21 protein-coding genes and 1 tRNA gene are annotated in these 24020 nt (G+C 70.7%); 12 read left to right on the top strand and 10 right to left on the bottom strand.

Going from position 1 to position 24020, the window contains the following annotated elements; genetic code table 11:
- Window positions 1–62: 62 nt before the first annotated feature.
- Both ABKA17_RS16895 and ABKA17_RS16890 read left to right on the top strand, forming a co-directional pair.
- Window positions 63–737, top strand: coding sequence for a Crp/Fnr family transcriptional regulator (locus ABKA17_RS16895; protein WP_266824125.1), 675 nt, complete (start codon window positions 63–65; stop codon window positions 735–737).
- Between the two features lie 179 nt (window positions 738–916).
- Window positions 917–1750 (top strand): nucleotidyltransferase domain-containing protein, encoded by an 834-nt coding sequence (locus tag ABKA17_RS16890; protein WP_353692864.1) that lies wholly within the window; start codon window positions 917–919, stop codon window positions 1748–1750.
- Here ABKA17_RS16890 and ABKA17_RS16885 read toward each other — a convergent pair.
- The 4 genes from ABKA17_RS16885 to sp36 form a co-directional block, all read right to left on the bottom strand.
- On the bottom strand, window positions 1747–2577 hold the full coding sequence (locus ABKA17_RS16885; protein WP_353692863.1) for an MBL fold metallo-hydrolase: 831 nt from the start codon (window positions 2575–2577) through the stop codon (window positions 1747–1749). The two genes, ABKA17_RS16890 and ABKA17_RS16885, sit on opposite strands and share 4 nt — an antisense overlap.
- Before the next feature lie 34 nt (window positions 2578–2611).
- Entirely contained in the window at window positions 2612–3481 is an 870-nt protein-coding gene (locus ABKA17_RS16880; RefSeq protein WP_353692862.1) for an NUDIX hydrolase, read from the bottom strand.
- A gap of 97 nt (window positions 3482–3578) precedes the next feature.
- Window positions 3579–4046, bottom strand: a complete 468-nt coding sequence (locus tag ABKA17_RS16875; RefSeq protein ID WP_353692861.1) for a RidA family protein — start codon at window positions 4044–4046, stop codon at window positions 3579–3581.
- Window positions 4043–4201, bottom strand: a complete 159-nt coding sequence (gene sp36, locus ABKA17_RS16870) for a Sp36 family protein (RefSeq protein WP_353692860.1) — start codon at window positions 4199–4201, stop codon at window positions 4043–4045. The genes ABKA17_RS16875 and sp36 overlap by 4 nt, the downstream gene beginning before the upstream one ends.
- A 127-nt stretch (window positions 4202–4328) precedes the next feature.
- On the opposite strand from sp36, the gene bagA reads away from it, so the two are divergent.
- The gene (gene bagA / locus ABKA17_RS16865) at window positions 4329–5306 is read left to right on the top strand and encodes an ATPase BagA (protein WP_353692859.1); all 978 of its coding nucleotides are present in this window, start codon (window positions 4329–4331) and stop codon (window positions 5304–5306) included.
- Entirely contained in the window at window positions 5303–6688 is a 1386-nt protein-coding gene (gene bagB, locus ABKA17_RS16860) for an ATPase BagB (RefSeq protein WP_353692858.1), read from the top strand. The genes bagA and bagB overlap by 4 nt, the downstream gene beginning before the upstream one ends.
- A 132-nt stretch (window positions 6689–6820) precedes the next feature.
- On the opposite strand, the gene wblA is transcribed toward bagB, so the two are convergent.
- Window positions 6821–7159 carry a transcriptional regulator WblA gene (gene wblA / locus ABKA17_RS16855; protein WP_353692857.1) on the bottom strand — a complete coding sequence of 113 codons (339 nt, stop codon included), beginning with the start codon at window positions 7157–7159 and terminating at the stop codon, window positions 6821–6823.
- Window positions 7160–7633: 474 nt separating this feature from the next.
- Here wblA and ABKA17_RS16850 point away from each other — a divergent pair, with 474 nt between their 5' ends.
- Window positions 7634–9907 carry a transglycosylase domain-containing protein gene (locus ABKA17_RS16850; protein ID WP_353692856.1) on the top strand — a complete coding sequence of 758 codons (2274 nt, stop codon included), beginning with the start codon at window positions 7634–7636 and terminating at the stop codon, window positions 9905–9907.
- A gap of 145 nt (window positions 9908–10052) precedes the next feature.
- On the opposite strand, the gene ABKA17_RS16845 is transcribed toward ABKA17_RS16850, so the two are convergent.
- A complete protein-coding gene (locus ABKA17_RS16845; protein WP_353692855.1) occupies window positions 10053–10520 on the bottom strand; it encodes a GatB/YqeY domain-containing protein in 468 nt (155 codons plus the stop codon).
- 153 nt (window positions 10521–10673) lie between these two features.
- On the opposite strand from ABKA17_RS16845, the gene ABKA17_RS16840 reads away from it, so the two are divergent.
- From ABKA17_RS16840 to ABKA17_RS16825, 4 genes are all read left to right on the top strand, one after another.
- Window positions 10674–11600, top strand: coding sequence for a metallophosphoesterase (locus ABKA17_RS16840; RefSeq protein WP_353692854.1), 927 nt, complete (start codon window positions 10674–10676; stop codon window positions 11598–11600).
- Between the two features lie 448 nt (window positions 11601–12048).
- Window positions 12049–12846, top strand: a complete 798-nt coding sequence (locus ABKA17_RS16835) for a Pr6Pr family membrane protein (protein WP_353692853.1) — start codon at window positions 12049–12051, stop codon at window positions 12844–12846.
- A gap of 42 nt (window positions 12847–12888) precedes the next feature.
- A tRNA-Pro gene (locus tag ABKA17_RS16830) sits at window positions 12889–12962 on the top strand.
- A gap of 125 nt (window positions 12963–13087) precedes the next feature.
- Window positions 13088–13372, top strand: coding sequence for a zinc ribbon domain-containing protein (locus ABKA17_RS16825; protein WP_353692852.1), 285 nt, complete (start codon window positions 13088–13090; stop codon window positions 13370–13372).
- On the opposite strand, the gene ABKA17_RS16820 is transcribed toward ABKA17_RS16825, so the two are convergent.
- A complete protein-coding gene (locus ABKA17_RS16820) occupies window positions 13363–14166 on the bottom strand; it encodes an NAD(P)H-dependent oxidoreductase (protein WP_353692851.1) in 804 nt (267 codons plus the stop codon). The genes ABKA17_RS16825 and ABKA17_RS16820 overlap by 10 nt on opposite strands.
- Before the next feature lie 132 nt (window positions 14167–14298).
- Here ABKA17_RS16820 and ABKA17_RS16815 point away from each other — a divergent pair, with 132 nt between their 5' ends.
- Complete coding sequence (locus ABKA17_RS16815; RefSeq protein ID WP_353692850.1) at window positions 14299–15126, top strand: helix-turn-helix domain-containing protein; 828 nt, start codon at window positions 14299–14301, stop codon at window positions 15124–15126.
- Window positions 15127–15154: 28 nt separating this feature from the next.
- Here ABKA17_RS16815 and ABKA17_RS16810 read toward each other — a convergent pair whose 3' ends face one another.
- Both ABKA17_RS16810 and ABKA17_RS16805 read right to left on the bottom strand, forming a co-directional pair.
- Window positions 15155–15928, bottom strand: coding sequence for a TIGR03943 family putative permease subunit (locus ABKA17_RS16810; RefSeq protein WP_353692849.1), 774 nt, complete (start codon window positions 15926–15928; stop codon window positions 15155–15157).
- A complete protein-coding gene (locus ABKA17_RS16805) occupies window positions 15925–17046 on the bottom strand; it encodes a permease (RefSeq protein ID WP_502994252.1) in 1122 nt (373 codons plus the stop codon). Before ABKA17_RS16805 ends, ABKA17_RS16810 begins: the two co-directional genes overlap by 4 nt.
- 81 nt (window positions 17047–17127) lie before the next feature.
- On the opposite strand from ABKA17_RS16805, the gene fxsT reads away from it, so the two are divergent.
- Together fxsT and ABKA17_RS16795 are read left to right on the top strand one after the other, a co-directional pair.
- Window positions 17128–19860, top strand: coding sequence for an FxSxx-COOH system tetratricopeptide repeat protein (fxsT, locus tag ABKA17_RS16800; RefSeq protein ID WP_353692848.1), 2733 nt, complete (start codon window positions 17128–17130; stop codon window positions 19858–19860).
- Between the two features lie 97 nt (window positions 19861–19957).
- Window positions 19958–21868, top strand: coding sequence for an NAD-binding protein (locus ABKA17_RS16795; protein WP_353693016.1), 1911 nt, complete (start codon window positions 19958–19960; stop codon window positions 21866–21868).
- 264 nt (window positions 21869–22132) lie between these two features.
- Here the strand turns inward: ABKA17_RS16795 and ABKA17_RS16790 are convergent, their stop codons facing one another.
- Window positions 22133–23956, bottom strand: a complete 1824-nt coding sequence (locus tag ABKA17_RS16790) for a S9 family peptidase (protein WP_353692847.1) — start codon at window positions 23954–23956, stop codon at window positions 22133–22135.
- Between the last annotated feature and the right edge of the window lie 64 nt (window positions 23957–24020).

The following is a 24020-nucleotide window of genomic DNA, read 5'->3' as shown; positions in this document are numbered from 1 at the left end:
CACGGTCCCCTGGTACCAAGGGGGAGCAAGATCCCCTGAGCAGGTCGACAAGGAGAGAACTCGTGGACGACGTTCTGCGGCGCAACCCGCTCTTCGCGGCGCTCGATGACGAGCAGTCCGCGGAGCTCCGCGCCTCCATGAGTGAGGTGACCCTCGCGCGTGGCGACTCCCTCTTCCATGAGGGCGACCCTGGCGACCGGCTCTACGTCGTCACGGAGGGCAAGGTCAAGCTGCACCGCACCTCCCCCGACGGCCGCGAGAACATGCTCGCCGTCGTCGGCCCCGGCGAGCTGATCGGCGAGCTGTCGCTCTTCGACCCGGGCCCGCGCACCGCGACCGCCACCGCGCTGACCGAGGTCAAGCTGCTCGGCCTCGGCCACGGCGACCTCCAGCCCTGGCTGAACGTCCGCCCCGAGGTCGCCACCGCGCTGCTGCGCGCCGTCGCCCGCCGACTGCGCAAGACCAACGACCAGATGTCCGACCTGGTCTTCTCGGACGTCCCCGGCCGCGTCGCCCGCGCGCTCCTCGACCTCTCCCGCCGCTTCGGCGTGCAGTCCGAGGAGGGCATCCACGTCGTCCACGACCTCACGCAGGAAGAGCTGGCCCAGCTGGTCGGCGCCTCCCGCGAGACGGTCAACAAGGCCCTCGCCGACTTCGCCCAGCGCGGCTGGCTCCGCCTGGAGGCCCGCGCGGTGATCCTGCTGGACGTGGAGCGGCTCGCAAAGCGGTCTCGCTGACGCTTGGTCTTGGCCGTACGAGTCTCAGGGGCCCGTCTCTTCGTGAGGCGGGCCCTCGCTCGTGTGCCCGTCGCCTCCTGGGGGCTGCGCTGACGAGTGCGGGGCCGGGTGGGTGGGGCCCCGGGGCCGCCGTACCCTTCCTCGAACGCCGGAGCGGGTGGAGTTGGCACAGTTGACCCATGGCTGAATCGATTCGCTCCCAGGGGCTCGACTCCGAGGGCTATCTCGAGCGCGAAGGCTCCCTCGCGCGCGTGCCGCACGCCTTTCGTCCCGTCGTCGCCGTGGCGCGGGACCGGTTGCTGGAGGTGTTCGGGGCGCGGCTGCACAGCGCGTACCTCTACGGGTCGATCCCGCGTGGCACCGCGCGCGTGGGGCACAGCGACCTGGATCTGCTGGTCGCCCTGCACGAGGAACCGACGGACGCGGACCGGGAGGCGGCGGGGGCGCTCGACACCGCCCTGGACAAGGAGTTCCCGCAGATCGACGGGGCCGGGACGCTGCTGTACGGCCGGGCACGGCTGCTCAGCGAGCCGGAGACGTACGACCTGGGGTGGTTCGTGGCCTGTCTGTGCACCCCGCTGCTCGGCGACGACCTCGCGGAGTACCTGCCGCGCTACCGCCCCGACTCACGGCTCGCGCGCGAGACCAACGGGGACCTCGCCCTGCTGCTGCCGCGCTGGCGCGAGCGCATCTCGCGCGCGGACGACACGGAGGAGGCCCTGCGGCCTCTCGTGCGCTCCATGTCCCGCCGTCTCGTCCGCACCGGCTTCACCCTCGTGATGCCCCGCTGGAACGGCTGGACGAGCGATCTGACGGAGATGGCGGAGGCGTTCGGCGCGTACTACCCCGAGCGGGCCGAGCAGATGCGGGCGGCGGCGGTGCGGGGGTACGAGCCGCGCGGGGACCGGGCCGTGCTCATGTCGTACGTCGACGATCTCGGGCCGTGGCTGGCGGAGGAGTACGCGCGCGTGCACGGCGTGAAGGCGACGCGCGCGTCAGGCGCCGGGGCCTAGATCAGCCCGTGCTCCTGGAGGTACTCCAGCTGAGCCCGGACCGACAGTTCCGCCGCCGGCCACAGGGACCGGTCCACGTCCGCGTACACATGGGCCACGACCTCGGAGGGCGTCCGGTAGCCGTCCTCCACGGCCGTCTCCACCTGGGCGAGCCGGTGGGCGCGGTGGGCGAGGTAGAACTCCACCACGCCCTGGGCGTCCTCCAGGACGGGGCCGTGGCCCGGGAGGACCGTGTGGACGCCGTCGTCGACCGTGAGCGACCTCAGGCGGCGCAGGGAGTCCAGATAGTCGCCCAGGCGGCCGTCGGGGTGCGCCACGACCGTCGTCCCGCGTCCCAGGACCGTGTCGCCCGTCAGGACCGCCTGATCGGCCGGGAGATGGAAGCACAGCGAGTCCGAGGTATGCCCGGGCGTCGGTACCACCCGCAGCTCCAGGCCGCCCACCCGGACCACGTCCCCGGCGGCCAGCCCCTCGTCGCCGAGCCGCAGCGCCGGGTCCAGGGCCCGCACCTTCGTGCCGGTCAGCTCGGCGAAGCGGACGGCGCCCTCGGCGTGGTCCGGGTGACCGTGCGTCAGCAGCGTGAGGGCGACGCGCCTGCCGGCCTGCTCGGCGGTGTCGAGGACGCGGCGCAGATGCCCCTCGTCCAGCGGTCCGGGGTCGACCACGACGGCCAGTTCGGAGTCGGGCTCGGCGAGGATCCAGGTGTTCGTGCCGTCCAGGGTCATCGCGGACGCGTTGGGCGCGAGGACGTTGACGGCCCTCGGGGTGGCGGGGCCGGAGAGCACCCCGCCCCTCGGCTGGCCGGGCAGGGCCGCTGCGTCGGTCATGCGGAGGTTCCTTCCAGCGGCGTCGACCGTGCCGTCATGCCGTGGCTCCACCGGTCGGGATGTGCTTGGTGAACTCGTCGTGGCCCGGCCAGGACAGCACGATCTCGTCGTCGACCAGGTGGGCCCTGGCCAGGACGGCGGTGAGGTCGCGGTCGGGGGCGGCGGTGAGGGCGGCGGCGGCCGTGTCGTACGGGGTGAGCTGCCGCAGGGTCGCGATCGTGGGCGGCATCATCAGCAGCTCGCCCTTGTCGTACGAGGACGCCGCGTCCTCGGGCCGGATCCACACCGTGCGGTCGGCCTCCGTGGAGGCGTTGCGGGTGCGCTGGCCCGCGGGGAGGGCGGCGACGAAGAACCAGGTGTCGTAGCGGCGGGACTCGAACTCCGGGGTGATCCAGCGGGTCCAGGCGCCGAGGAGGTCCGAGCGCAGGACCAGGCCGCGGCGCTCCAGGAACTCGGCGAAGGACAGATCCCGGGCGACCAGCGCCTCCCGGTCCGCCTCCCAGTCCGCGCCGGTCGTGTCCCCGACCACCGAGTCGGGGGTGGGACCGGCGAGCAGGACGCCCGCCTCCTCGTACGTCTCCCGTACGGCCGCGCACACGACGGCCTGGGCCTCCGCCTCGCCGACGCCGAGCCGCTGGGCCCACCACGCGCGCGTGGGGCCCGCCCAGCGGATCTGGTGGTCGTCGTCGCGACGGTCCACCCCGCCGCCCGGATACGCGTACGCGCCCCCGGCGAAAGCCATGGAGGCGCGTCTGCGCAGCATGTGCACGACGGGACCGGCGTCGGTGTCCTTCAGGAGCATCACGGTCGCCGCGCGCTTGGGGACGACCGGGGTGAGCGTGCCGTCGGCGAGCGCACGGATGCGTTCCGGCCAGTCCTGCGGAAACCACTGCCCATTCGCCATGGGCGGAGGCTATCCCGTGGTGCGCGAATGTTCGAGAGGTGACCGGTGGTGCCACCACCCATCGGCTACCCACCGGTCAGGTCCACGCGGATCTCGGCTACTCGCCGGTCAGCTCCACCTGGACCTCGACCTCCACCGGCGCGTCCAGCGGCAGCACCGCCACGCCGACCGCGCTCCGCGCGTGGACGCCCTTGTCGCCGAGAACCTCGCCGAGCAGCTCGCTCGCGCCGTTGATGACACCCGGCTGACCGGTGAAGTCCGACGCGGACGCCACGAAGCCCACGACCTTCACCACGCGCGCGACGCGGTCCAGATCACCGGCGACGGACTTGACGGCCGCCAGCGCGTTCAGCGCGCAGGTGCGGGCCAGCTCCTTGGCCTCCTCGGGGGTGACCTCCGCGCCCACCTTGCCGGTGACCGGAAGCTTGCCCTCGACCATCGGCAGCTGGCCGGAGGTGTACACGTACACGCCCGACCGCACGGCCGGCTGGTAGGCGGCCAGCGGAGGGACGACCTCCGGCAGCGTCAGACCGAGCTCGGCGAGCCTCGCCTCGACCGCGCTCACGCCTTCGGCCGCTTCAGGTAGGCCACCAGCTGCTCGGGGTTGTTCGGCCCGGGCACGACCTGGACGAGCTCCCAGCCGTCCTCGCCCCAGGTGTCCAGAATCTGCTTCGTGGCGTGTACGAGCAGCGGCACAGTCGCGTATTCCCACTTGGTCATGCGGCCGACTTTAGCCGCTGCCCACGCACGGGCTTCGCCCCCGGGGGTCCGGGGGCCGCCCCCCGGAAAAACGCAGTATCCACAGCCTGCCGGTTGGTACCCGCATCGAATGGTTACGCTCGAAGGCGTGAGCAGGCTCCAGGTCGTCAGTGGCAAGGGCGGAACCGGTAAGACGACGGTGGCCGCGGCCCTCGCGCTGGCTCTGGCCACCGAGGGGAAGCGCACGCTTCTCGTCGAGGTCGAGGGCCGCCAGGGCATCGCACAGCTCTTCGAGACGGAGGCATTGCCCTATGAGGAACGGAAGATCGCGGTAGCTCCCGGCGGCGGGGAGGTGTACGCCCTCGCCATCGACCCCGAACTGGCCCTTCTGGACTACCTCCAGATGTTCTACAAGCTCGGTGGAGCGGGCCGGGCCCTGAAGAAACTCGGCGCCATCGACTTCGCCACCACCATCGCGCCCGGCCTCCGGGACGTCCTGCTGACCGGCAAGGCGTGCGAGGCGGTGCGCCGCAAGGAGAAGTCCGGGCGGTTCGCCTACGACTACGTCGTCATGGACGCACCCCCCACCGGACGCATCACCCGCTTCCTGAACGTCAACGACGAGGTGGCGGGGCTCGCGAAGATAGGGCCGATACACAATCAGGCGCAGGCCGTGATGCGGGTGCTGAAGTCGCCGGAGACGGCCGTGCACCTGGTGACGCTGCTCGAGGAGATGCCCGTCCAGGAGACCGCGGACGGGATCGCCGAGCTGCGGGCGGCGAAACTGCCGGTGGGGCGGACCATCGTGAACATGGTGCGCCCGGAGGTGTTGGACGCCACCGAGCTGGAACTCGTACGGGAGACCACTCGTTCCTCCTTCGCGCAGGTGCTGTCGGCCGCCGGGCTCGGCGGGGCGCGGCGCGGTGGGCACGCCGAGCGGCTGGTGGACCCGCTCCTCGCCCAGGCCGAGGAGTACGCCGAGCGGTACGCGCTGGAGCACGAACAGCGCGCGGTGCTCGCCGAGCTGGGCCTGCCGCTGCACGAACTGCCGCTGCTCGCCGAGGGCATGGACCTGGCGGGCCTGTACGAGCTGGCCACGGAACTGCGGAAGCAGGGAGTCTCATGAGCGCGGACCAGGACCGGCAGCACCGCCTCTCCCCCGCGCGCGTGCTCGACCTCGACCCCCTGCTCGACGACCCGGCGACCCGCATCGTGGTGTGCTGCGGCTCGGGCGGGGTCGGCAAGACCACGACCGCGGCGGCGCTGGGCCTCAGGGCCGCCGAGCGCGGCCGGAAGGTCGTCGTGCTCACCATCGACCCGGCCCGCCGGCTCGCCCAGTCCATGGGCATCGACTCGCTCGACAACACCCCACGCCGGGTGAAGGGCGTCGAGGGCGACGGCGAGCTGCACGCGATGATGCTCGACATGAAGCGCACCTTCGACGAGATCGTCGAGGCGCACGCGGACCCCGAGCGGGCGTCCGCGATCCTGGGCAACCCCTTCTACCAGTCGCTTTCGGCGGGCTTCGCGGGCACGCAGGAGTACATGGCGATGGAGAAGCTGGGGCAGCTGCGGGCGAAGGACGAATGGGACCTCATCGTCGTCGACACCCCACCGTCCCGGTCCGCGCTGGACTTCCTGGACGCGCCCAAGCGGCTCGGGTCCTTCCTCGACGGCAAGCTGATCCGGCTGCTCACCGCCCCGGCCAAGCTCGGCGGACGCGCGGGGATGAAGTTCCTGAACGTCGGGATGTCGATGATGACCGGCACCCTCGGCAAGCTGCTCGGCGGTCAGCTCCTCAAGGACGTCCAGACGTTCGTGGCCGCCATGGACTCGATGTTCGGCGGGTTCCGCACGCGCGCGGACGCGACGTACAAGCTGCTTCAGGCGCCCGGCACGGCGTTCCTGGTGGTCGCGGCACCGGAGCGGGACGCGCTGCGGGAGGCCGCGTACTTCGTGGAACGCCTGGCCGCCGAGGACATGCCGTTCGCGGGGCTGGTGCTCAACCGGGTGCACGGCAGCGGCGCCGCCCGGCTGTCGGCCGAGCGGGCACTCGCCGCCGCGGAGAATCTCGACCTGGTCCAGGACCCCGTCGCGGAAAATCTTGCGAAGTCCCGCATTGTCGATCAGGAGGGCGGGAAAGCTGGAGTTCGTAACTCTCCCGACACAGACGGCAGTTCAGATTCCCCCGCGTCTTCCCTCGTGTCCGATCAGGCTTCCTCCGAAGGCTCCCCCGCCGTCGCAGACTCCGCCGCGGACCCGACCGTCGAACAACTCACCGCAGGCCTGCTGAGGCTGCATGCCGAGCGTATGCGGCTGCTCTCCCGCGAGCAGCGCACGCGTGACCGCTTCACCGCGCTCCACCCCGAGGTGGCGGTGGCAGAAGTGGCCGCGCTGCCCGGCGACGTACACGACCTCGCGGGGCTGCGAGACATCGGAACACGGCTCGCGGCCGGTCGGCCGGAGCTGCCCGAGACCACGGGCGACCCGGAGACCGCGGACGGCTGAGACCGACCACTGACGACGCTGGGACCGCGGACATGCAGCGGCTGAGCCCACGGCAGCGCGGCCGAAGCCGACGGGCGGCCGGGGCCGTCTGACGGTCGAGCGGAGGCGGACGGACCCCGAAGGGCCTCGCCCTCAGCTCACCGCCGCGTAGTGCTCGTACACCTCGTCATCGTCGAGGGGCAGGATGCCGGCCCCTCGCTCGTACTCCGTACGCGCAGTCTCCAGAAGCCGGCGCCAGGAGGTCACGGTGGGCCGCCTGCGCAGCAGTGCGCGGCGCTCCCGCTCCGTCATTCCTCCCCACACACCGAACTCGACGCGGTTGTCGAGCGCGTCCGCCAGGCACTCCGTGCGCACCGGGCATCCGGTGCACACCGCCTTGGCCCTGTTCTGCGCTGCTCCTTGAACGAACAGTTCATCCGGATCGGTAGTGCGGCAGGCCGCCTGCGCACTCCAGTCGACTACCCAGCCCATACCGGCGCCGTCCTCTCCCGAATCGAGGCTCCCCCACGGCGGCAGCGGCATATTCACCGCCGCCAGTTGAGGACGTTACGGAAGGTGGGCACAGCGCAACACCCCCTTCGGGCCCAATCTTGAATGGCCCGAACGGACTATGGGTAAGCGGCAGATCACCCGGGGGAGTGAGCCCGCGACATGCGTGATCATCCCGGCAAAGCGGGACAGTTCAGTTGAGTCACAACGGGCACCAGATGACACACAAGGCGGATTCGGACACGTCCCCTACAAAAACTTGGGGAACCTCCGGAACGATTCGGGGTCGCCGGACGTATTGATACGTGGCCGCACTGCTGTGACAGTTGAGAGCAGCTTAGGCCAAGGCCTGCGCGCGTGTCCGGCGAATGAGAAGGTAGGCGCTCTCTTTGCCATGCGCTCGAAACGGCCACGGGACTCGTCGAACGTTCATGAGTACGGATTAGGCTGCCCTCCATGTCGAAGAAGCGCTCCGGTGGTGGGCTCTCCCCCACCCAGCAGGCCGCCAAGTTCCTCGGTGTCAGCGTGCTCTCGGGTGCGGTGCTGGCCGGTATCGCGCTGCCCGCCTTCGGTGCGCTCGGGCTCGCGGCGAAGGGGTCGGTGGAGAGCTTCGACGAGCTCCCGGCCAACCTCAAGACGCCGCCGCTGAGCCAGCGCACCACGATCCTGGACGCCAAGGGCGGCACGATCGCCACGGTGTACTCACGCGACCGCACGGTGGTCGAGCTCAAGGACGTCGCGCCGTCCATGCAGAAGGCGATCGTCGCGATCGAGGACTCGCGCTTCTACAAGCACGGCGCGGTGGACCTGAAGGGCGTGCTCCGCGCGCTCAACAAGAACGTCCAGAGCAGCGGGGTCGCCGAGGGCGCCTCGACGCTCACCCAGCAGTACGTGAAGAACGTCTTCGTGGAGGAGGCCGGCGACGACCCGACGAAGGTCGCGCAGGCCACCCAGCAGACCCTCGGCCGCAAGATCAAGGAGCTGAAGTACGCGATCCAGGTCGAGGAGGAGCTCGGCAAGAAGAAGATCCTCGAGAACTACCTGAACATCACGTTCTTCGGCCAGCAGGCCTACGGTGTCGAGGCCGCCGCCCACCGCTACTTCTCCAAGTCCGCCAAGGACCTCACGCTGGCTCAGTCGGCGCTGCTCGCCGGCATCGTCCAGTCGCCGAGCCGCTACGACCCGATCAACGACGAGGCCGAGGCCACCAAGCGGCGCAACATCGTGCTCCAGCGCATGGCCGAGGTCGGCGACATCTCCCGCGCGGAGGCCACCAAGGCCCAGGAGGAGAAGCTCGGCCTGAAGGTCAGCCAGCCCAAGAACGGCTGCATCACGGCCGTGAAGGGCGCCAGCTTCTTCTGCAAGTACGTCGAGGCCGTCTTCAAGAGCGACCCGGTCTTCGGCAAGACCAAGGAAGCTCGCGCCAAGGTCTGGAACCAGGGCGGTCTGACGATCAAGACCACGCTCGACCCGCAGGCGCAGGACTCGGTCCAGGCCTCGCTCAAGGACCACGTCTACAAGTCGGACAAGGTCGCCGCCGCGGCCACCCTCGTCGAGCCCGGCACCGGCAAGATCGTCGGAATGGGCCAGTCGAAGCCGTACGGCTACGGCAAGAACGAGACCGAGATCAACTACTCGGTCGGCTACAGCATGGGCGGATCCAACTACGGCTTCCCGACCGGTTCGACGTTCAAGCCGTTCGTCGCGGCGGCCGCGCTGGAGGAGGGCCGGCCGGCGAACCAGGAGTACTCGTCGCCGTACCAGATGGAGTACCCGAGCCCGGTGCAGACCTGCGACAGCAAGCCGTGGGTCAACACCAACGGCGAGACGCTGGAGAACGAGTCGGAGTCGGAGAAGGGCCCCTACCGCCTGCGCAAGGCGATGGAGCTGTCGGTCAACACCTACTTCGTGCAGATGATCTCCGACATCGGCCTGTGCCCCGTGGTCAACATGACCAACAAGCTCCAGGTCGTCCAGGGCAACGGCGACAAGCTGCCCGAGGTGCCCGCGATCGCGCTGGGCTCCAAGGGCATCTCCCCGCTGACGATGGCGACCGCGTACGCCGCCTTCGCCGCCCGCGGCATGTACTGCACGCCGATCGCCATCGAGTCGATCACCCAGAAGGTCGCTCAGCAGCACAAGTCGCTGGAGGTCCCCAAGTCGACCTGCTCGCGCGCCATGTCCGAGACGACCGCGGACACCGTCAACCAGCTCCTCAAGGGCGTGGTCGACTCCGGTACCGGTACGGCGGCAGGCCTCTCCGACCGCGACAACGCCGGTAAGACGGGTACGACGGACTCCCGCAAGAACGCCTGGTTCGTCGGCTACACGCCGAACCTCTCGGGCGCCGTCTGGGTGGGCAGCGCCTCCCAGAAGGTCGAGATGAAGAACATCTACATCGGCGGCGAGTACAACGACCTCGTCTTCGGCGGCAAGGTCCCGGGCCCGATCTGGAAGGACGCCATGACCGGCGCCCTCGCCGGCAAGGACTCCCCGCGGTTCAACTTCATCCAACTCCCCCCCGACAACCCGGACCGCGGGAACGGGGACGGGAATGGGAACGGCAACGGAAACGGCAACGGGAACGGCAACGGAGACGGGGACAACGGCGACGACGACGGCGGCTCGGACAACGGCGGCACGGACGGCGGCACCTTCCCGGACCCGACCTTCTCGATCCCGGAGAACCTGTTCCAGGGCAACAACGGGAACGGCGGGCGGAACGGCTGAGCGGCTGGGTGGTTGAGCAGTCCGGTGGCTGAGCGGCTCCGGTAGCTGAGCGGTCGGCCCGTCGAAAACGGCGGCCCCTTCACCCTCGTACGGAATTCTCTGTACGACGGTGAAGGGGCCGTTCGCCGTTGTCGGGCGCGGTCGGTCAGCCGGCCAGCAGCTTCTTCACGGTGGCGGCGACGCGGCCGCCCTCCGCCAGGCCCGCGACCTTCGGGTTCACGATCTTCATGACGGCACCCATGGCCCGCGGCCCCTCGGCCCCCGCCGCCTTCGCCTCCTCGACGGCCTGGGCGACGATGTCGTTCAGCTCCTCGTCGGACAGCTGCTTGGGCAGGTACGTGGCGAGGACCTCGCCCTCCGCCTTCTCCCGCTCGGCCGACTCGGCACGACCACCCTCGGCGAAGGCGTCGGCCGCCTCGCGGCGCTTCTTCGCCTCCTTGGTGATCACCTTGAGGACCTCGTCGTCGGAGAGCTCCCGCTTCTCCTTGCCCGCGACCTCCTCCTTGGTGATGGCGGCCAGCGTCATGCGGAGCGTCGAGGAGCGGAGCTCGTCGCGCTCCTTGATCGCGGCCGTGAGGTCTTCCTGAAGCTTCGACTTGAGCGTGGTGGTCATGTGACTGATTCTCGCAGGTGCGCGAGGCCGGACGCCCGCCGATTTAAAGGGAGCGTCAAGGGGGTTGGTTTCGGGGGACGGTGGACAGTGGGGGGCGGCTTCAGGGGGACGGTGGGGGACGAAGCCCTTCCCGCGTCTGACACGATGGGACCCATGCGCGCGCGATACGGAGTACCTCTGTCGGTCGCGGGGGCGGGCGCCGCCGGTCTGGTGTACGCGGCGGGCTTCGAAGCCCGCTCGTTCCGACTCCGACGGGTGACGGTCCCCGTCCTCCCCGCCGGGATGGGCCCACTGCGCGTACTCCAGGTCTCCGACATCCACATGGTCGGCGGCCAGCGCAAGAAGCAGCGCTGGCTGCGCTCGCTGGCGGGCCTGCGCCCCGACTTCGTGATCAACACCGGCGACAACCTCTCGGACCCGGACGGCGTGCCGGAGGTCCTGGACGCGCTGGGCCCGTTGATGGAGTTCCCGGGGGCGTACGTCTTCGGCTCGAACGACTACTACGGTCCCAAGCCCCGTAACCCCGCCCGCTATCTGCTGGAGAAGGCGAGCGGCCGCCACGGCCTGAACGGCAACCCGCCCGCCGTGGGCGTGGTCCACAACCCGTGGGAGAACCTGCGGGACGGTTTCGACGCCGCGGGCTGGCTGAACCTGACGAACACCCGCGGCGTGCTGAAGATCGAGGGCATGTCGGTCGAGCTGACCGGCCTGGACGACCCGCACATCAAGCGGGACCGGTACGCGGAGGTGGCCGGCGGCCCGTCGTCCGCCGTGGACTTCTCGATGGGCGTGGTGCACGCGCCGTACCTGCGCGTCCTGGACGCGTACACCGCGGACGCCTACCCGCTGCTCCTCGCCGGCCACACCCACGGAGGACAGCTGTGCATCCCCTTCTACGGCGCGCTGGTGACCAACTGCGACCTGGACACGGAGCGGGTGAAGGGGCTCTCCACGCATGCGGCGGAGGGCCGGACGTCGTATCTGCACGTGTCGGCGGGGTGCGGGACGAACCGCTATACGCCGGTGAGGTTCGCGTGCCCGCCGGAGGCGACGCTGCTGACGTTGGTGGGGCGGGAGTAGGGCCCGTGCGGGGGGGGCGGGTGGGGCCGGTGACGAGGGTGTGGTTGCCGGTCGGCTCTGTAGCTGCCGTGCGGGGGCTGGGTCGTGCCGGTGACGGGGGTGCGGTCGTAGGCGGCTTCGTAGCTTCGGCACGGGTGCCGGGCCGGTGGCGGGGGTGCTGGCGCTGGTGGGGCGGGAGTAGGTCCCGCGTGGGTGGCGGACGGTGCGGGCGACGAGGGTGTGGTTGCCGGTCGGCTCCGTGGCTCCCGCACAGGTGCCGGGTCCTGCGGGTGACGAGGGTGCGGTCGCAGTGGGGCCCTCTAGCTCCCACACGGGTGCCGGGTCCTGCCGGTGACGAGGGTGCGGTCGCGGTGGGTCTCCCTAGCTCCCTCACGGGTGCCGGGTCGTTGGGTAACCCGCACGGCCCGCCCGTATCGCCCCATTTGTCGGGGGTGCTTAGCGTGAGGGCATGACCGCCCCGATACCCAGGGACATCCCGGACCTTCCCGCGATCCCGGGCATGCCCGCGCTGCTGCCCTCCCCCGTCCCCGCGACGGCGGTGGTGGCCCCCGTACGCCGACCCCTCGCCGCCGCGTACCGCCTGCTGGTCGCCCTCGCGACCGCCGCGGCCGTGACGATCGACCTCGTCCTCGGCAGCCCGACACGCGTGCTGAGCTACTTCACGATCCAGAGCAGCATCCTGCTGGCACTGGTCCTCACGGTGTCGGCGAAACGGGCGTGGTCCGCCCGCCGCCCGCTGCCGGCCGCGCTGACCGGCGCGACGCTGCTCTACGTCCTGATCAGCGGCTCGGTGTACCACCTACTGCTGGCCGACGCGGCGAGCCCCTTCTCGCTGACGGGCGGGGCGACGGCACCGACGGGCTGGCAGGCCCTGACGAACCACGTCCTGCACACGGCGGTCCCGATCGCGGCGGTGGTGGACTGGCTGTTCCTGACCGCGCCCGGCCGCTTCCACCTCCGCCAGGCGGCGACCTGGCTCTTCTTTCCCCTGGCCTATCTGGCGTTCTCCTTCACCCGAGGCGAACTGATCCTCCCCGGCACGCCGGCCCGCTATCTCTACCCCTTCCTCGACGTCGACCTGCACGGCTACAAGACCATCCTCGGCAACGCCCTCCTCCTCGGCCTCTCCTTCTACGCCCTCGCCGTCCTCCTCGTCGCCCTCGACCACGCCCGCCCCAATCCGATCCGCCACCGCGCCCACCACCGCGCCAAAACCGGATTTCGTCTCCAGCCACCAGTGGGCTAAAGTAAACGTCGTCGCCGCGACAAGCAGGAACAGCAGCGACATCGGGGTGTAGCGCAGCTTGGCAGCGCGCTTCGTTCGGGACGAAGAGGTCGTGGGTTCAAATCCCGCCACCCCGACAGCTGAAACAGCAGGTGAGGCGTCTACGGAATCCGTGGGCGCCTCAGCTGTTTGGTGTGGGTCCCCGCGGGGGTGGTCGTAGCCTTGGCGGCAGGCATCGGTCTGGGCCCCGAAAGGATCTCGCATGATCATCTTTGGTACCAAGGGTTACCTCTACCAGCTCGCGATACTCACCCTGGTCTGTGGCCAGTGTGGGAATCCCGCTGCTCATACGCTTCGGAAGCGGGTCACGAAGTTCACGTTGTTCTTTGTGCCGCTGTTCCCGTTCTCGACGAAGTACTCGACGCAGTGCACCTTCTGTGGCGTGGAGCAGAAGATCACCGGAGAGCAGGCGGAGCAGTTGCAGGTGCAGGCCGCCGGTGGGCAGCAGGCGTACGGGCAGCCTCAGCAGCAGCCCTATCAGCAGTGAGGCGTGTCGATCCCAGGGTTGAGGACGTGCAGGTCCAGGCCTGCCGTGCCGGGGCGTTCCCGTTCCGGCAGTAGGCGCATGTCGTGGTCGTAGTCGCCGCCTGTCAGGGAGCGGTACGGGATCGGTTCCGCGGTGAACAGGGTGTCCAGGCGCCTCGCGTATGTCTGTCGGGCCGCCTCGAAGCGGTCCTCCGGTAGCTCGTTCGCGTCGTACACCGCGAAGGGGTCCAGGGGGGCCATGCCGGTGAACCAGAACAGGCCGTGCTGGAGCGGGTGGAGCACGTCTGTCAGGCGACCGTGGATGCCTCGGTCGGAGAACGACGTCTCCCTGGCGCCCAGTGTCACGGAGAGCAGGGCTCGGCGACCGTCCCCCAACGAGCCTTCGCCGTACGGGGGCGGGACCTCGGGGCCGTAGGCGAAGCCGCTGGTGAAGACGCGGTCGATCCAGCCCTTCAGGATCGCCGGTGGGCCGAACCACCACATCGGGAACTGGAACACCACCGCGTCCGACCAGCGGATCTTCTCCTGTTCCGCGGTGATGTCCGGGGCCAGCCTGCCTTCCAGGGTGGCCTGTTCGGAGTCCGCCATCACGTGGAGGCGGCGGGCCGGGTCGTGGTGGTCGGGGTAGTCGTCGGCGTCGACCGTCGGCTTCCACTTCATCGCGTAGAGGTCGGAGAGGCGTACCTCGTGGCCTGCCTCGCGCAAGTGGTTCACCGCGAACGTCGTCAACGCGGCGTTCAGGGAACGGGGTTCGGGGTGGGCGCTGACGATCAGGATCTTCTTCATCGACTTCATCGGCTTTATCCGCTTCTTCGGCTTCTCGGCTTCGTGCCTTCACCGTCTCCCGGTCGGCCCTCGCCAGCCAGAACCCCCTTCGACCAACGGATCGGCAGTCCTGGTATCCGTAGGGCCACCCATACTGGGGTCATGGACGGGAGTTACTACGGGCAGCGGGCTCTCGGCAGCTTTCTGCGGGCCCGTCGTGGGCGGGTCGCGCCGGAGCGGGTCGGGGTCGGCGGGCAGAAGCGGCGGCGGGTGCAGGGGTTGCGGCGCGAGGAGTTGGCGCAGCTTGCCGGGATCAGCGTGGACTACTACGTCCGTCTCGAGCAGGGGCGGGCCAACCAGCCGTCCGCCGAGGTGCTGGACGCGCTGGCCCGGGCGCTCGGGCTCGACGCGGCGGAGCGGCGGCATCTCGACACCCTCGCCTCCGGGCGGCCCGAACCCGTGCCGGACACCCGGATCGGGCCCGGACTGCGGCGCGCGCTGGACGCCATGGATCGGCTGCCCGTCTTCGCCACCGACCATCGCCTCGACGTGGTCGCCTGGAACCGGCTCGGGTCCGAGCTGATGGGCGGTCTGGGTGTGCCCGGGCGGCGGGACCCCAACAACGCGCGGTTCGTGTTCCTCGATCCCGCCGCCCGGGAGCTGTATCCGGACTGGGAGGCTCGGGCCGCCGAGGCCGTGGGACAGTTGCGGGTGGCCGCCGGGCGGCATCCGGACGACGGTGAGCTGGCCGCGTTGATCGGTGAACTGACCGCCGCCAGCGATGAGTTCCGGCGGATCTGGGACTCCGGCGAGGTCACGATGTGCGCCGCCGGGCGCAAGCGGCTGCGGCACCCCGTCGTCGGGCTGCTGGAGCTGGACTTCGAGACGCTGCATGTGCCCGCCGGACCAGGTGAGTCCGGGCTCGTGCTGCATGTGTTCAGCGCGGAGGAGGGCACCGCGGCGGCCGCCGCCCTCGCGCGCCTGTCGTGACGGTCACCTGTTTCGGGCCTTGCTGGTCCTACTTGTTCCAGGTCTCGTCGTACGGGTCCGGCGGTGCCGTCACCGGTCTTGATGCCGTGACCTTCAGATACGGGATCGGGCCGTCATTGACCGGGTCCTTCGTCCGCTCGGGTGTGTAGGTGCCGGTGACCTCCAGCCAGGCGTCCGGTCGCAGGACCGGGGGGATCGTGCCGGTGAGGGCGATCTTGACCGGCTGGGCGTCCGCGGCACAGCAGTTGAGGGCCATCCGGACCAGATAGGGCCGGCCCGAGCGGTCCACGGCGACGAAGCCGGTGACCTTGATCTCGCGGCCGGCGAGGGACTTGCCGTGGTCGTAGACGGCGCGGCCCGCGTAGTCGGCCACGCCGAGACGGAGCGTGCCGTCGGCGGGCAGGTCCTCGTAGCCGTACGCCTGCTGGAGGGCCGTACCCGTGCGCATCGCGCTGTAGGAACCGAGGGCGGGCGGGGCGACCAGGACCAGGGCGAGGAGGGGGAGGACCAGGAGCCAGGAGACTCGGGGTTCGGCATGCTGGTGCTCTTCGTGGCCGTCGTCGGGCTGGTGCCCTTCGTGGCCTTCTTCGGGCTGGTGCTCTTCCTGCCCGTGTTCTTCGCGTGGGCCCCGCCGCTCGTACCAGAGTGTCGCTACCGCCGCGGCGATCAGGACCGCTCCGGAGAGCAGGAGCAGGGGGCGCAGGCCCGCCTTGACGTATCGGAGGTACAGGTCGGTGCTGCCCGCGTGCAGCAGGGTCGCGCCGAGGAGGAACATCACCGCCGACTGCGCGTGCCGGTTCACAGCAGCACCGCCCCGACGGCGACCGACACCAGGACGGCCAGGACGAACGTGGCGGGGGCGAAGCGCAGGGCGAAGCCGCGGCCGAAGGTGCCGGCCTGCATCGCGAACAGCTTGAGGTCGATCATCGGGCCGACCACCAGGAACGCCAGCCGCGCGGTCAGCGAGAACTGCGACAGCGAGGCCGCCACGAACGCGTCCGCCTCCGAGCAGATCGACAGCAGGACGGCCAGTACGGCGAGGGCGAGCACGGAGACGAACGGGTTCCCGGCCGCCGCGCGCAGCCACTCCTCCGGTACGACCGCCTTCAGGGTCGCCGCCGCCATCGCCCCGACGACCAGGAAGCCGCCGGCGTGCATCACGTCGTGGCGGACCGACCCCCAGAAGGCCACTCCCCTGCCCTGACCCTCGTACGACGCCCGGGCGGGCGGTCGCAGCCAGTCGGTGCGGCCCACCCGCAGCCACAGCCAGCCCATCGCGCACGCCACGAGCAGGCTGGCGACGAAGCGGGCGAGGACCATCTCGGGGTCGTTCGGGAACGCGACCGCCGTCGCCGTCAGGACGATCGGGTTGATCGCCGGTGCGGAGAGGAGGAAGGCGAGCGCGGCGGCGGGGGCGACACCCCGGCGGACCAGGGCCCCGGCCACGGGTACCGACGCACACTCGCAGCCCGGCAGCACCGCGCCCGCCGCGCCCGCGACCGGCACCGCCAGGGCCGGGTGCTTCGGAAGCGCGCGGGCGAAGAACGACGCCGGTACGAAGACCGCGATGGCCGCCGAGAGCAGGACACCGAGGACGAGGAACGGGAGCGCCTGGACGACCACCGCCACGAACACCGTCATCCAGCTCTGCATCACCGGGGCGGCGAGCAGCCCGCGGATCGGGCCCTGCATGAGCAGCACCACGAGCAGGAGCATCGTGAGCAGGAGGGGGGAGTTGAGGTGGCGGGCCTGTGGGTCGTGGTCCGGGGGTGCGGAAGGCCGGGAGGCAGGGGCCTCGGAGGCAGGAGCCTCAGATGTCGGGGCCTGAGGCCGGGGGGCCGGCGTCCGGTTCGGCGCGGCTTTGGTGAAGGCCACGGGCGCGGTACCTCCGGGCTCGGTGTGCGGTGCCTTTCCTCCCATACGGGCATTCTGGCGCCGTTGCTCAACCCGGGGCGGAATCATGGCGGGAACGGTACGGGAGAGACAGGTTCGGGGGTGGGGATGACCGGCGGCGCCAAGCAGCGGTACTTCATCAGTTACGCGGGGGTGGACCGGCCCTGGGCGGAGTGGGTGGGCTGGTATCTCAAGGCGGCCGGGCACGAGGTCGAGCTGGATGTGTGGGACTGGCGGACCGGGGACGACTTCGTCGACCGTATGGACCGGGCGCTCAACCAGGCCGATGCGGTCGTGGCGCTCTTCTCCGAGGCGTACTTCGATCCGAAGCGGTGGACGCGCGGGGAGAAGAACGCCGCGCTCGCCGGTGACCGCCGGATCATTCCCCTCGCCATCGAGTCACTCGCGGAGGTGGCCGTACCGCCTCTGCTGTCGACGCTCGTCAGCCAGAAGATCCACGGTCTGGACGAGGAGGCGGCGCGGGAGGCTCTGCGGGAGGCGGTGGAGGGAGCACGGCTGCCGGATGAGCCGCCGGTGTTTCCGGGGCGTGCGGTGACCCTGGAGGCGGTGGCGGTCCCGGGGGGTGCGGCGGTCTTGGAGGGGGTGGCGGTGCCGGAGAGCGCGGCGACTCCGGGGGACGCGGTGGCTGGTCTGGGCGAGGACGGGGTGCGGCCACGGCTTCCCGGTGCGGCCACCTCGTCCGATCCCGTGCTCCGTCTCGGGCGCCGCAACCTCGACTTCTCCGGGCGTGAGGCCGAACTGACCCAGCTTCGGGAGGACTTGACCAACGGTGACCGGACCGTCGTGCGGGCTCTGCACGGCATGGGCGGCATCGGGAAGACGCAGCTCGCCCTGGAATACGCGCACCGGTTCGCGGGCCAGTACGACGTGGTGTGGTGGATCGACGCCGAGCAGGCCGATCAGGTGCCCGTGCACTACACCGAGTTGGCGAGACAGCTCGGTCTGGGCAGGCCGGAGGCCGGAGCCGAGGCCAATGCGCGGACTCTGCTGGGGCATCTGCGGACACGGCAGCGGTGGTTGATCGTCCTCGACAACGCGGAGGACCCCGAGCAGCTTCAGCCCTGGCTGCCCGACGGGCCGGGGCATGTACTCATCACCTCGCGCAATCCCGACTGGCGTGGGGTGGCTCGGCAGACGGGGCTGGACGTGTTCGACCGGGCGGATTCCGTGGCGCATCTGCGGGCGCAGATCCCGACGCTCGGGGTGGAGGACGCGGGGCTGCTGGCGGCGGACCTCGGGGACCTGCCGCTTGCCCTGGCCCAGGCGGCGGGGGTGATCGGGAGCGGGATGACGGTCGAGCGGTATCGGGGGCTGTTGGCCACCGACACCGAGCGGCTTCTTGAGGCTGGGGGCGCGCCTGGCGACCGGGCGTCGCTGGCGGCTGCCGTAGGGATCGCCGCGGCGCGGGTGGCGGGTGAGTTTCCCGTTGCGGCGGCCCTGTTGCGCCTGGGGGCCTTCTTCGGACCCGATCCGATTCCGATCAAGTGGCTGGAGGGAGGCAGGGGGCGGCTCACCGACGCCGCCGGGGAACTCGACGATGTGATGTGGCCGCGCAGTGCGTTGCAGCCGCTGAACCGTTTCGGGCTCGCCCGGGTGGATCACGAGAGCTTTCAGATCCACCGGCTCACTCAGGCCGTGTTGCGGGAGCGGATCACGGCGGAGGGGGCCCGCAAGGTCCGGACCGAAGCCGCCCTCGTCCTCGCCGACGCGGTTCCAGGGGATCCGGAAGCGCCGGAGAGCTGGGCCTCCTGGGCCACGTTGGCCTCGCATCTCGTCAGCGCGCACATCGATCGGACCGAGCCGGACGAGGTGCGGTCGGCACTGCTCAACGCCGCCCACTTCCTGATCCTGAGCGCTCAAGTACACAAGGCGTGGAGCCTTGCCTCGGACCTGCGTACTTCGTGGACCGCCGCGCTCGGTGCGGATCACCCCGACACCCTCGGGTGCATGGAATACATCGGTCGCGCGATGAGTGAGACCGGCGACGTCCACGAAGCCCTGTCGCTCATCCGGGACACCCTCACCCGTCGGCAGCGCGTCCTCGGCGAGGACCATCCCGACACCCTGCGGTCGGCCAACGACCTGAGCGTCACGCTGGACTCCTGCGGCAGGACCTCGGAGGGGCGGGCCGTCATGGAGGACATCTGCCGGCGGCGACGCCGACTACTCGGCGAACACCATCCGCTTACCCTTCAGGCGACCAGTCGGCTCGCCCACTCCATGCTCGACAGCGACCCCGAGACAGCGCAGCGCATGCACGAGGAGGTTCTCCAGCACCAGCGGCGCGCCCTTGGCGAAGACCACCGGGACACCTTGAGCACCGCGCACGGCCTCGCCTCCGCCCTGGCCTTTCTCGGTCGGTACGCCCAGGCCCGCCCCATGCTGGAGGACATCTGGCGGCGAAAACAACGCACGCTCGGCGACCATCACCGCGACACCCTGATGACCGCCCAGCAGCTCACCTATGTCCTGAGCAAGATGGGCGAGCACGACGAAGCCCTGCGGATCAGTGAAGGTGTCCTGCGTATGCAGCGGCAGACCATGCGCGACGATCATCCCGAGGTGATCCATGCGGTCAACAACCTGGCCACCACCCTCAGTTATCTCCGGAGGTTTCCCGAGGCGGTGGAACTACTCATCTCGGCACGGAACAACGCCAGACGTGTGCTGGGCGACGACTCCGAACTCACGGAGCGCATCACCAAGAACCTGGCCAGGGTCTACATCGCCCTGGGCAAGCCCTTCGAGGCCCACCGTCTGACCTCGGACCGCCGAAAGCAGCGCAAACGCGCCACCGGCCGCAAGAAGAAGCGCCGTTGACCTGTGCCCTCCTGGAACCACCCCTTTCGGTGAGGCACTCTTTTCCCTCGTGGGCACCGTTCCGAATCAAGGTCAGCAGGCCGCTGCCGCCACGCACATGGTGGTCTGTGGCGACGACGGGCTCGCGCATCGGCTGGCGGCCGAGTTGCGGGGTGTGTACGGGGAGCGGGTCACGCTGGTCGTGCCGGCGTCCGAGCGGAGTGTGCGGCCGCCGGTCGTCGGGCGGGCCCGGGCCGCTTCGGCGGCGTTGCTGGACCGGATGGTGAGTGCCGCCGGTGGTGGCCGGGTGGGCGTGGGTGAACCCCTCGGCGGGGAGCGGCTGTTGGAGGCCGCCGAGGCGACCGAGGCGGTACTCGCCGAGGCCGGGGCGGAGCGGGCCGACGCGCTGGCGCTCGTGTACGACGACGACGAGACCAACATCCGCGCCGCGCTGACCGCCCGGCGGCTCAATCCCCGCATTCGGCTCGTACTCCGGCTCTACAACCGGCGGTTGGGGCAGCACATCGAGGAACTTCTCGATCAGGCGGCCGCCTTGGCGTCCGGTGGCGCCTCCGGCTCCGACTCCGACTCCGGTTTCGGCTCCGGTTTCGATGCCTCTACGACCGTGCTGTCCGACGCCGACACCGCCGCGCCCGCGCTGGTGGCCAGTGCCGTCGCCGGGACCAGCAAGGTCGTACAGACGGACGGGTTGCTGCTGCGGGCGGTGGAGCGGCCGCCCGGGGTCGGTGGTTCCGGGCTGGCCACGCTGGCGCTGCTGTCCGCGAGCGGCAACGGCACCGGCGGGCCGGACGGGGCCGCGCCCGGTGCCGGCGAGCAGGGGCCCGAGCTGCTGCCCGACGCGGAGGCGGTACGGGCGGCCCCGGGGCGCGGGACAGTCGTGCTGGAGCAGGTGTCGTACGCGGGACCTTCGCTGCCGGTGGGGCGGGGGGTGGTGCCGCCGTTCGCCTCGCTCTTCTCGCGGCGGCTTCGGTGGTCGTTGGCCGGACTGGTGGGGTGTGTGGCCGCGCTCGCCGTCGCGCTGACGGTGGTGACCGGGGAGCATCCGCTGTACGCGACGTACATGACGTTGCTCGATCTCTTCGCCATCAACGATCCCGCACTCGGGGCGTCGACCGGGCGGCAGGTGCTGCAACTCCTGGCCGGGCTCGTCGGGTTGTTGCTGCTGCCGGTGCTGCTGGCCGCGGTCCTCGAGGCGCTGGGCACGTTTCGGACCGCGTCCGCGTTGCGGAAGCCGCCGCGGGGGCTGGGTGGGCATGTGGTGCTCCTCGGGCTGGGGAAGATCGGGACGCGGGTGCTGACCCGGTTGCGGGAACTGCACATCCCCGTGGTGTGCGTGGAGTCCGATCCCGAGGCTCGGGGGCTGGCGACGGCTCGGCGGCTGCGGGTGCCCGTGGTGCTCGGGGATGTCACGCAGGAGGGGGTGCTGGAGGCCGCCAAGGTGCATCGGGCGCATGCCCTGTTGGCGGTGACCAGCGCGGATACGACGAATCTGGAGGCCGCGTTGTACGCGCGGTCCGTGCGGCCGGATCTTCGGGTGGTGCTGCGGCTGTACGACGACGACTTCGCGACCGCGGTGTACCGGACCTTGCGGGCCGCTCATCCGCAGGCCTCCACGCGGAGTCGGAGCGTCTCTCATCTGGCCGCGCCCGCGTTCGCCGGGGCGATGATGGGGCGGCAGATCCTGGGGGCGATTCCGGTGGAGAGGCGGGTGTTGTTGTTCGCGGCGGTGGAGGTGGGCGGGCATCCGCAGTTGGAGGGGAAGACGGTGGGGGAGGCGTTTCGGGCGGGGGCGTGGCGGGTGCTGGCGTTGGACACGGGTCCCTCCGGGCGGCGGGAGGAGCCGGCTGTGGAGGGGGCGTACGAGGAGGTCGGGGGGTCGGGGCTGGTCTGGGATCTGCCCGATACGTATGTGCTGACAGGGGCGGATCGGGTGGTGTTGGCGGCTACTCGGCGGGGGTTGGCGGAGTTGTTGGGGCGGCGGGGGGAGCGGGAGCCTGCCGGGGCGTAGGCGGGGCGCCGGGGCCTTTTTCGCCCCCGCCGCCCCTACCCGTCCCATCCCCCAGGGGCTGCCGCCCCTTCGACCCCGCCCCCAGGGGGCTCCGCCCCCTGGACCCCCGACGGCCCTGAAGGGGCCTTGTCCTCAAACGCCGGACGGGCTGAAAGACAAGACACTGGCCGGCGTCGAGAGGCGCTGCCCCCTGCGGGTGGGTGGGGGATCGGGACGGCAAGGTCCCAACCTCAGACGCCCGACGGGCTGAGATGCGGCAACCGTTTACCGGCCGCCCCCCAAATACCTCTCCGCGAAGTCCAGTTCCAGTTTCACCTGCTTGATGCGTTCGTCCACGACCAGGGAGCCGTGGCCCGCGTCGTAGCGGTAGACCTCGTGGGTGGCGCCCCTTGTTTCCAGGCGCTTGACGTAGTTGTCGATCTGGCGGATGGGGCAGCGGGGGTCGTTGACGCCGGCCGAGATGTAGACGGGGGCCTTGACCTGGTCGACGTAGGTCAGGGGCGAGGACGCCTCGAAGCGTTCCGGGACCTCTTCCGGGGTGCCGCCCAGAAGGGTGCGGTCCATGGCCTTCAGGGCCTCCATCTCGTCGTGGTACGCGGTGACGTAGTCGGCGACGGGGACGGCCGCGATGCCCAGGGTCCAGGCGTCGGGCTCGGTGCCGAGGCCGAGGAGGGTGAGGTAGCCGCCCCAGGAGCCGCCGGTCAGAATCAGGCGGGTGGGGTCGGCGAGGCCGGAGGTCACCGCCCATTCGCGCACCGCGGCGATGTCCTCCAGCTCGATCAGGCCCACCCGGTGCTTCAGGGCGTCCGTCCAGGCCCGGCCGTAGCCCGTCGAGCCTCGGTAGTTGACTCTGACCACCGCGTATCCGTGGTCGACCCAGGCCGCCGGGCCCGCCGCGAAGGCGTCGCTGTCGTGCCAGGTCGGGCCGCCGTGGATGTCGAAGACCGTGGGGAGGGGGCCCGTGACGCCCTGCGGCTTCTGGACCAGGGCGTGGATGCGGCCGCCCGGGCCCTCCACCCACACGTCCTCCACCGGGACCGAGCCCGGGGACTTGAGGCCGGGCGGGTCCAGGACGGTACGGCCGGTGGTGGAGCGGACCGTCGAGGGTTCGGCGGCCGAGGACCAGAGATATTCGACGCTGCCGTCGGGGCGGGCGGTCGCGCCGGAGACCGAGCCGGGCGGGGTGGGGATCCTGACCAGTTCGCGGGTCGTCAGGTCGTAGCGGAAGAGTTCGCTGCGGGCCTCGAAGCTGTGGGCGATCAGCAGGCCTGTGCCGTCCGGGTACCACTCCGCGCTCACGTCGCCGGGCAGGTCGAGGGCGAGGTCGCTCTCCTCGCCCGTCGCCACGTCCCAGACCAGGGGCTCCCAGCGGCCCCGGCGCTGGTGGCCGATCAGCAAGCGGGAGTCGCCGTCGACCGGGGCGAACCCCAGGACCTCCAGGCCCAGCTCCTGGGTGCCGTCCTTGGTGTCGTCGAGCTCGGCGACCGCCGTGCCGTCGGGGCGGACCACCCGCAGTGCCGAGTGCATCGCGTCGCCGTGCTCGGTGTGCTCCAGGGCGATCAGCGTGCCGTCGTGGGAGAGGTCGCCGACGCCCGCGGATTCCCGGTGGCGGTAGATCTCCACCGGGTCCTCGCCGGTACGGGCGACATAGATCGTCGTACCGTCGTCGTCGGTGGAGCGGCCCACCACCGCCGTGCGGCCGTCCCTCGCGAGGGCGAGGCCCGCCGGGTAGGAGGCGTCCAGGCCCGGGGCGGCGAGTTCGTCCTCGCCGCCGTTGAACGGCTGGCGGCGCCAGACGCCGAACTCGTCGCCGTCCTTGTCGTCGAACCACCAGATCCACGCGCCGTCGGGGGCGAGCACGCCGTCCGTCGTGCCGTTCGGCCGGTCGGTGACCTGGCGCTGCTCGTCCGTGACGCGGTCCCAGGCATACAGCTCGTACGTCCCCGTCGCGTTCGACACGAACAGGGAACGGTCCGGTGCGTCCTCCGCCCAGTCCGGCAGGGACACCCGGGGCGCCCGGAAGCGCTTCTCCCAGTCCGGCATCGCTTCGTTCTGCTCGGGCGAGACGGACCCGTTGCTCTCAGTCATGGCCCCATACTGCCTGGCCCCGCCCACAATGCGCCGACGAGGTCCCCAGCCTGTGGATAACCTC

This window comes from Streptomyces sp. RG80 (assembly GCF_040446465.1).
Taxonomy (GTDB): domain Bacteria; phylum Actinomycetota; class Actinomycetes; order Streptomycetales; family Streptomycetaceae; genus Streptomyces.
The sequence above is the reverse complement of the archived record's forward strand: the minus strand, read 5'-3'. Positions and strand labels throughout refer to the sequence as shown.

Excerpts from the sequence above, each read along its gene's own strand:
- bagB (WP_353692858.1), top strand. The coding sequence starts at position 5,303 with ATGAGCGCGGACCAGGACCGGCAGCACCGCCTCTCCCCCGCGCGCGTG.
- ABKA17_RS16805 (WP_502994252.1), bottom strand. The coding sequence starts at position 17,046 with ATGGGAGGAAAGGCACCGCACACCGAGCCCGGAGGTACCGCGCCCGTG.
- ABKA17_RS16885 (WP_353692863.1), bottom strand. The coding sequence starts at position 2,577 with ATGACCGACGCAGCGGCCCTGCCCGGCCAGCCGAGGGGCGGGGTGCTC.
- fxsT (WP_353692848.1), top strand. The coding sequence starts at position 17,128 with ATGACCGGCGGCGCCAAGCAGCGGTACTTCATCAGTTACGCGGGGGTG.
- sp36 (WP_353692860.1), bottom strand. The coding sequence starts at position 4,201 with ATGACCAAGTGGGAATACGCGACTGTGCCGCTGCTCGTACACGCCACG.
- ABKA17_RS16825 (WP_353692852.1), top strand. The coding sequence starts at position 13,088 with ATGATCATCTTTGGTACCAAGGGTTACCTCTACCAGCTCGCGATACTC.
- ABKA17_RS16795 (WP_353693016.1), top strand. The coding sequence starts at position 19,958 with ATGGTGGTCTGTGGCGACGACGGGCTCGCGCATCGGCTGGCGGCCGAG.
- ABKA17_RS16880 (WP_353692862.1), bottom strand. The coding sequence starts at position 3,481 with ATGGCGAATGGGCAGTGGTTTCCGCAGGACTGGCCGGAACGCATCCGT.
- ABKA17_RS16850 (WP_353692856.1), top strand. The coding sequence starts at position 7,634 with ATGTCGAAGAAGCGCTCCGGTGGTGGGCTCTCCCCCACCCAGCAGGCC.
- ABKA17_RS16815 (WP_353692850.1), top strand. The coding sequence starts at position 14,299 with ATGGACGGGAGTTACTACGGGCAGCGGGCTCTCGGCAGCTTTCTGCGG.
- ABKA17_RS16820 (WP_353692851.1), bottom strand. The coding sequence starts at position 14,166 with ATGAAGTCGATGAAGAAGATCCTGATCGTCAGCGCCCACCCCGAACCC.
- ABKA17_RS16790 (WP_353692847.1), bottom strand. The coding sequence starts at position 23,956 with ATGACTGAGAGCAACGGGTCCGTCTCGCCCGAGCAGAACGAAGCGATG.
- ABKA17_RS16890 (WP_353692864.1), top strand. The coding sequence starts at position 917 with ATGGCTGAATCGATTCGCTCCCAGGGGCTCGACTCCGAGGGCTATCTC.
- ABKA17_RS16840 (WP_353692854.1), top strand. The coding sequence starts at position 10,674 with ATGCGCGCGCGATACGGAGTACCTCTGTCGGTCGCGGGGGCGGGCGCC.
- ABKA17_RS16835 (WP_353692853.1), top strand. The coding sequence starts at position 12,049 with ATGACCGCCCCGATACCCAGGGACATCCCGGACCTTCCCGCGATCCCG.
- wblA (WP_353692857.1), bottom strand. The coding sequence starts at position 7,159 with ATGGGCTGGGTAGTCGACTGGAGTGCGCAGGCGGCCTGCCGCACTACC.
- ABKA17_RS16845 (WP_353692855.1), bottom strand. The coding sequence starts at position 10,520 with ATGACCACCACGCTCAAGTCGAAGCTTCAGGAAGACCTCACGGCCGCG.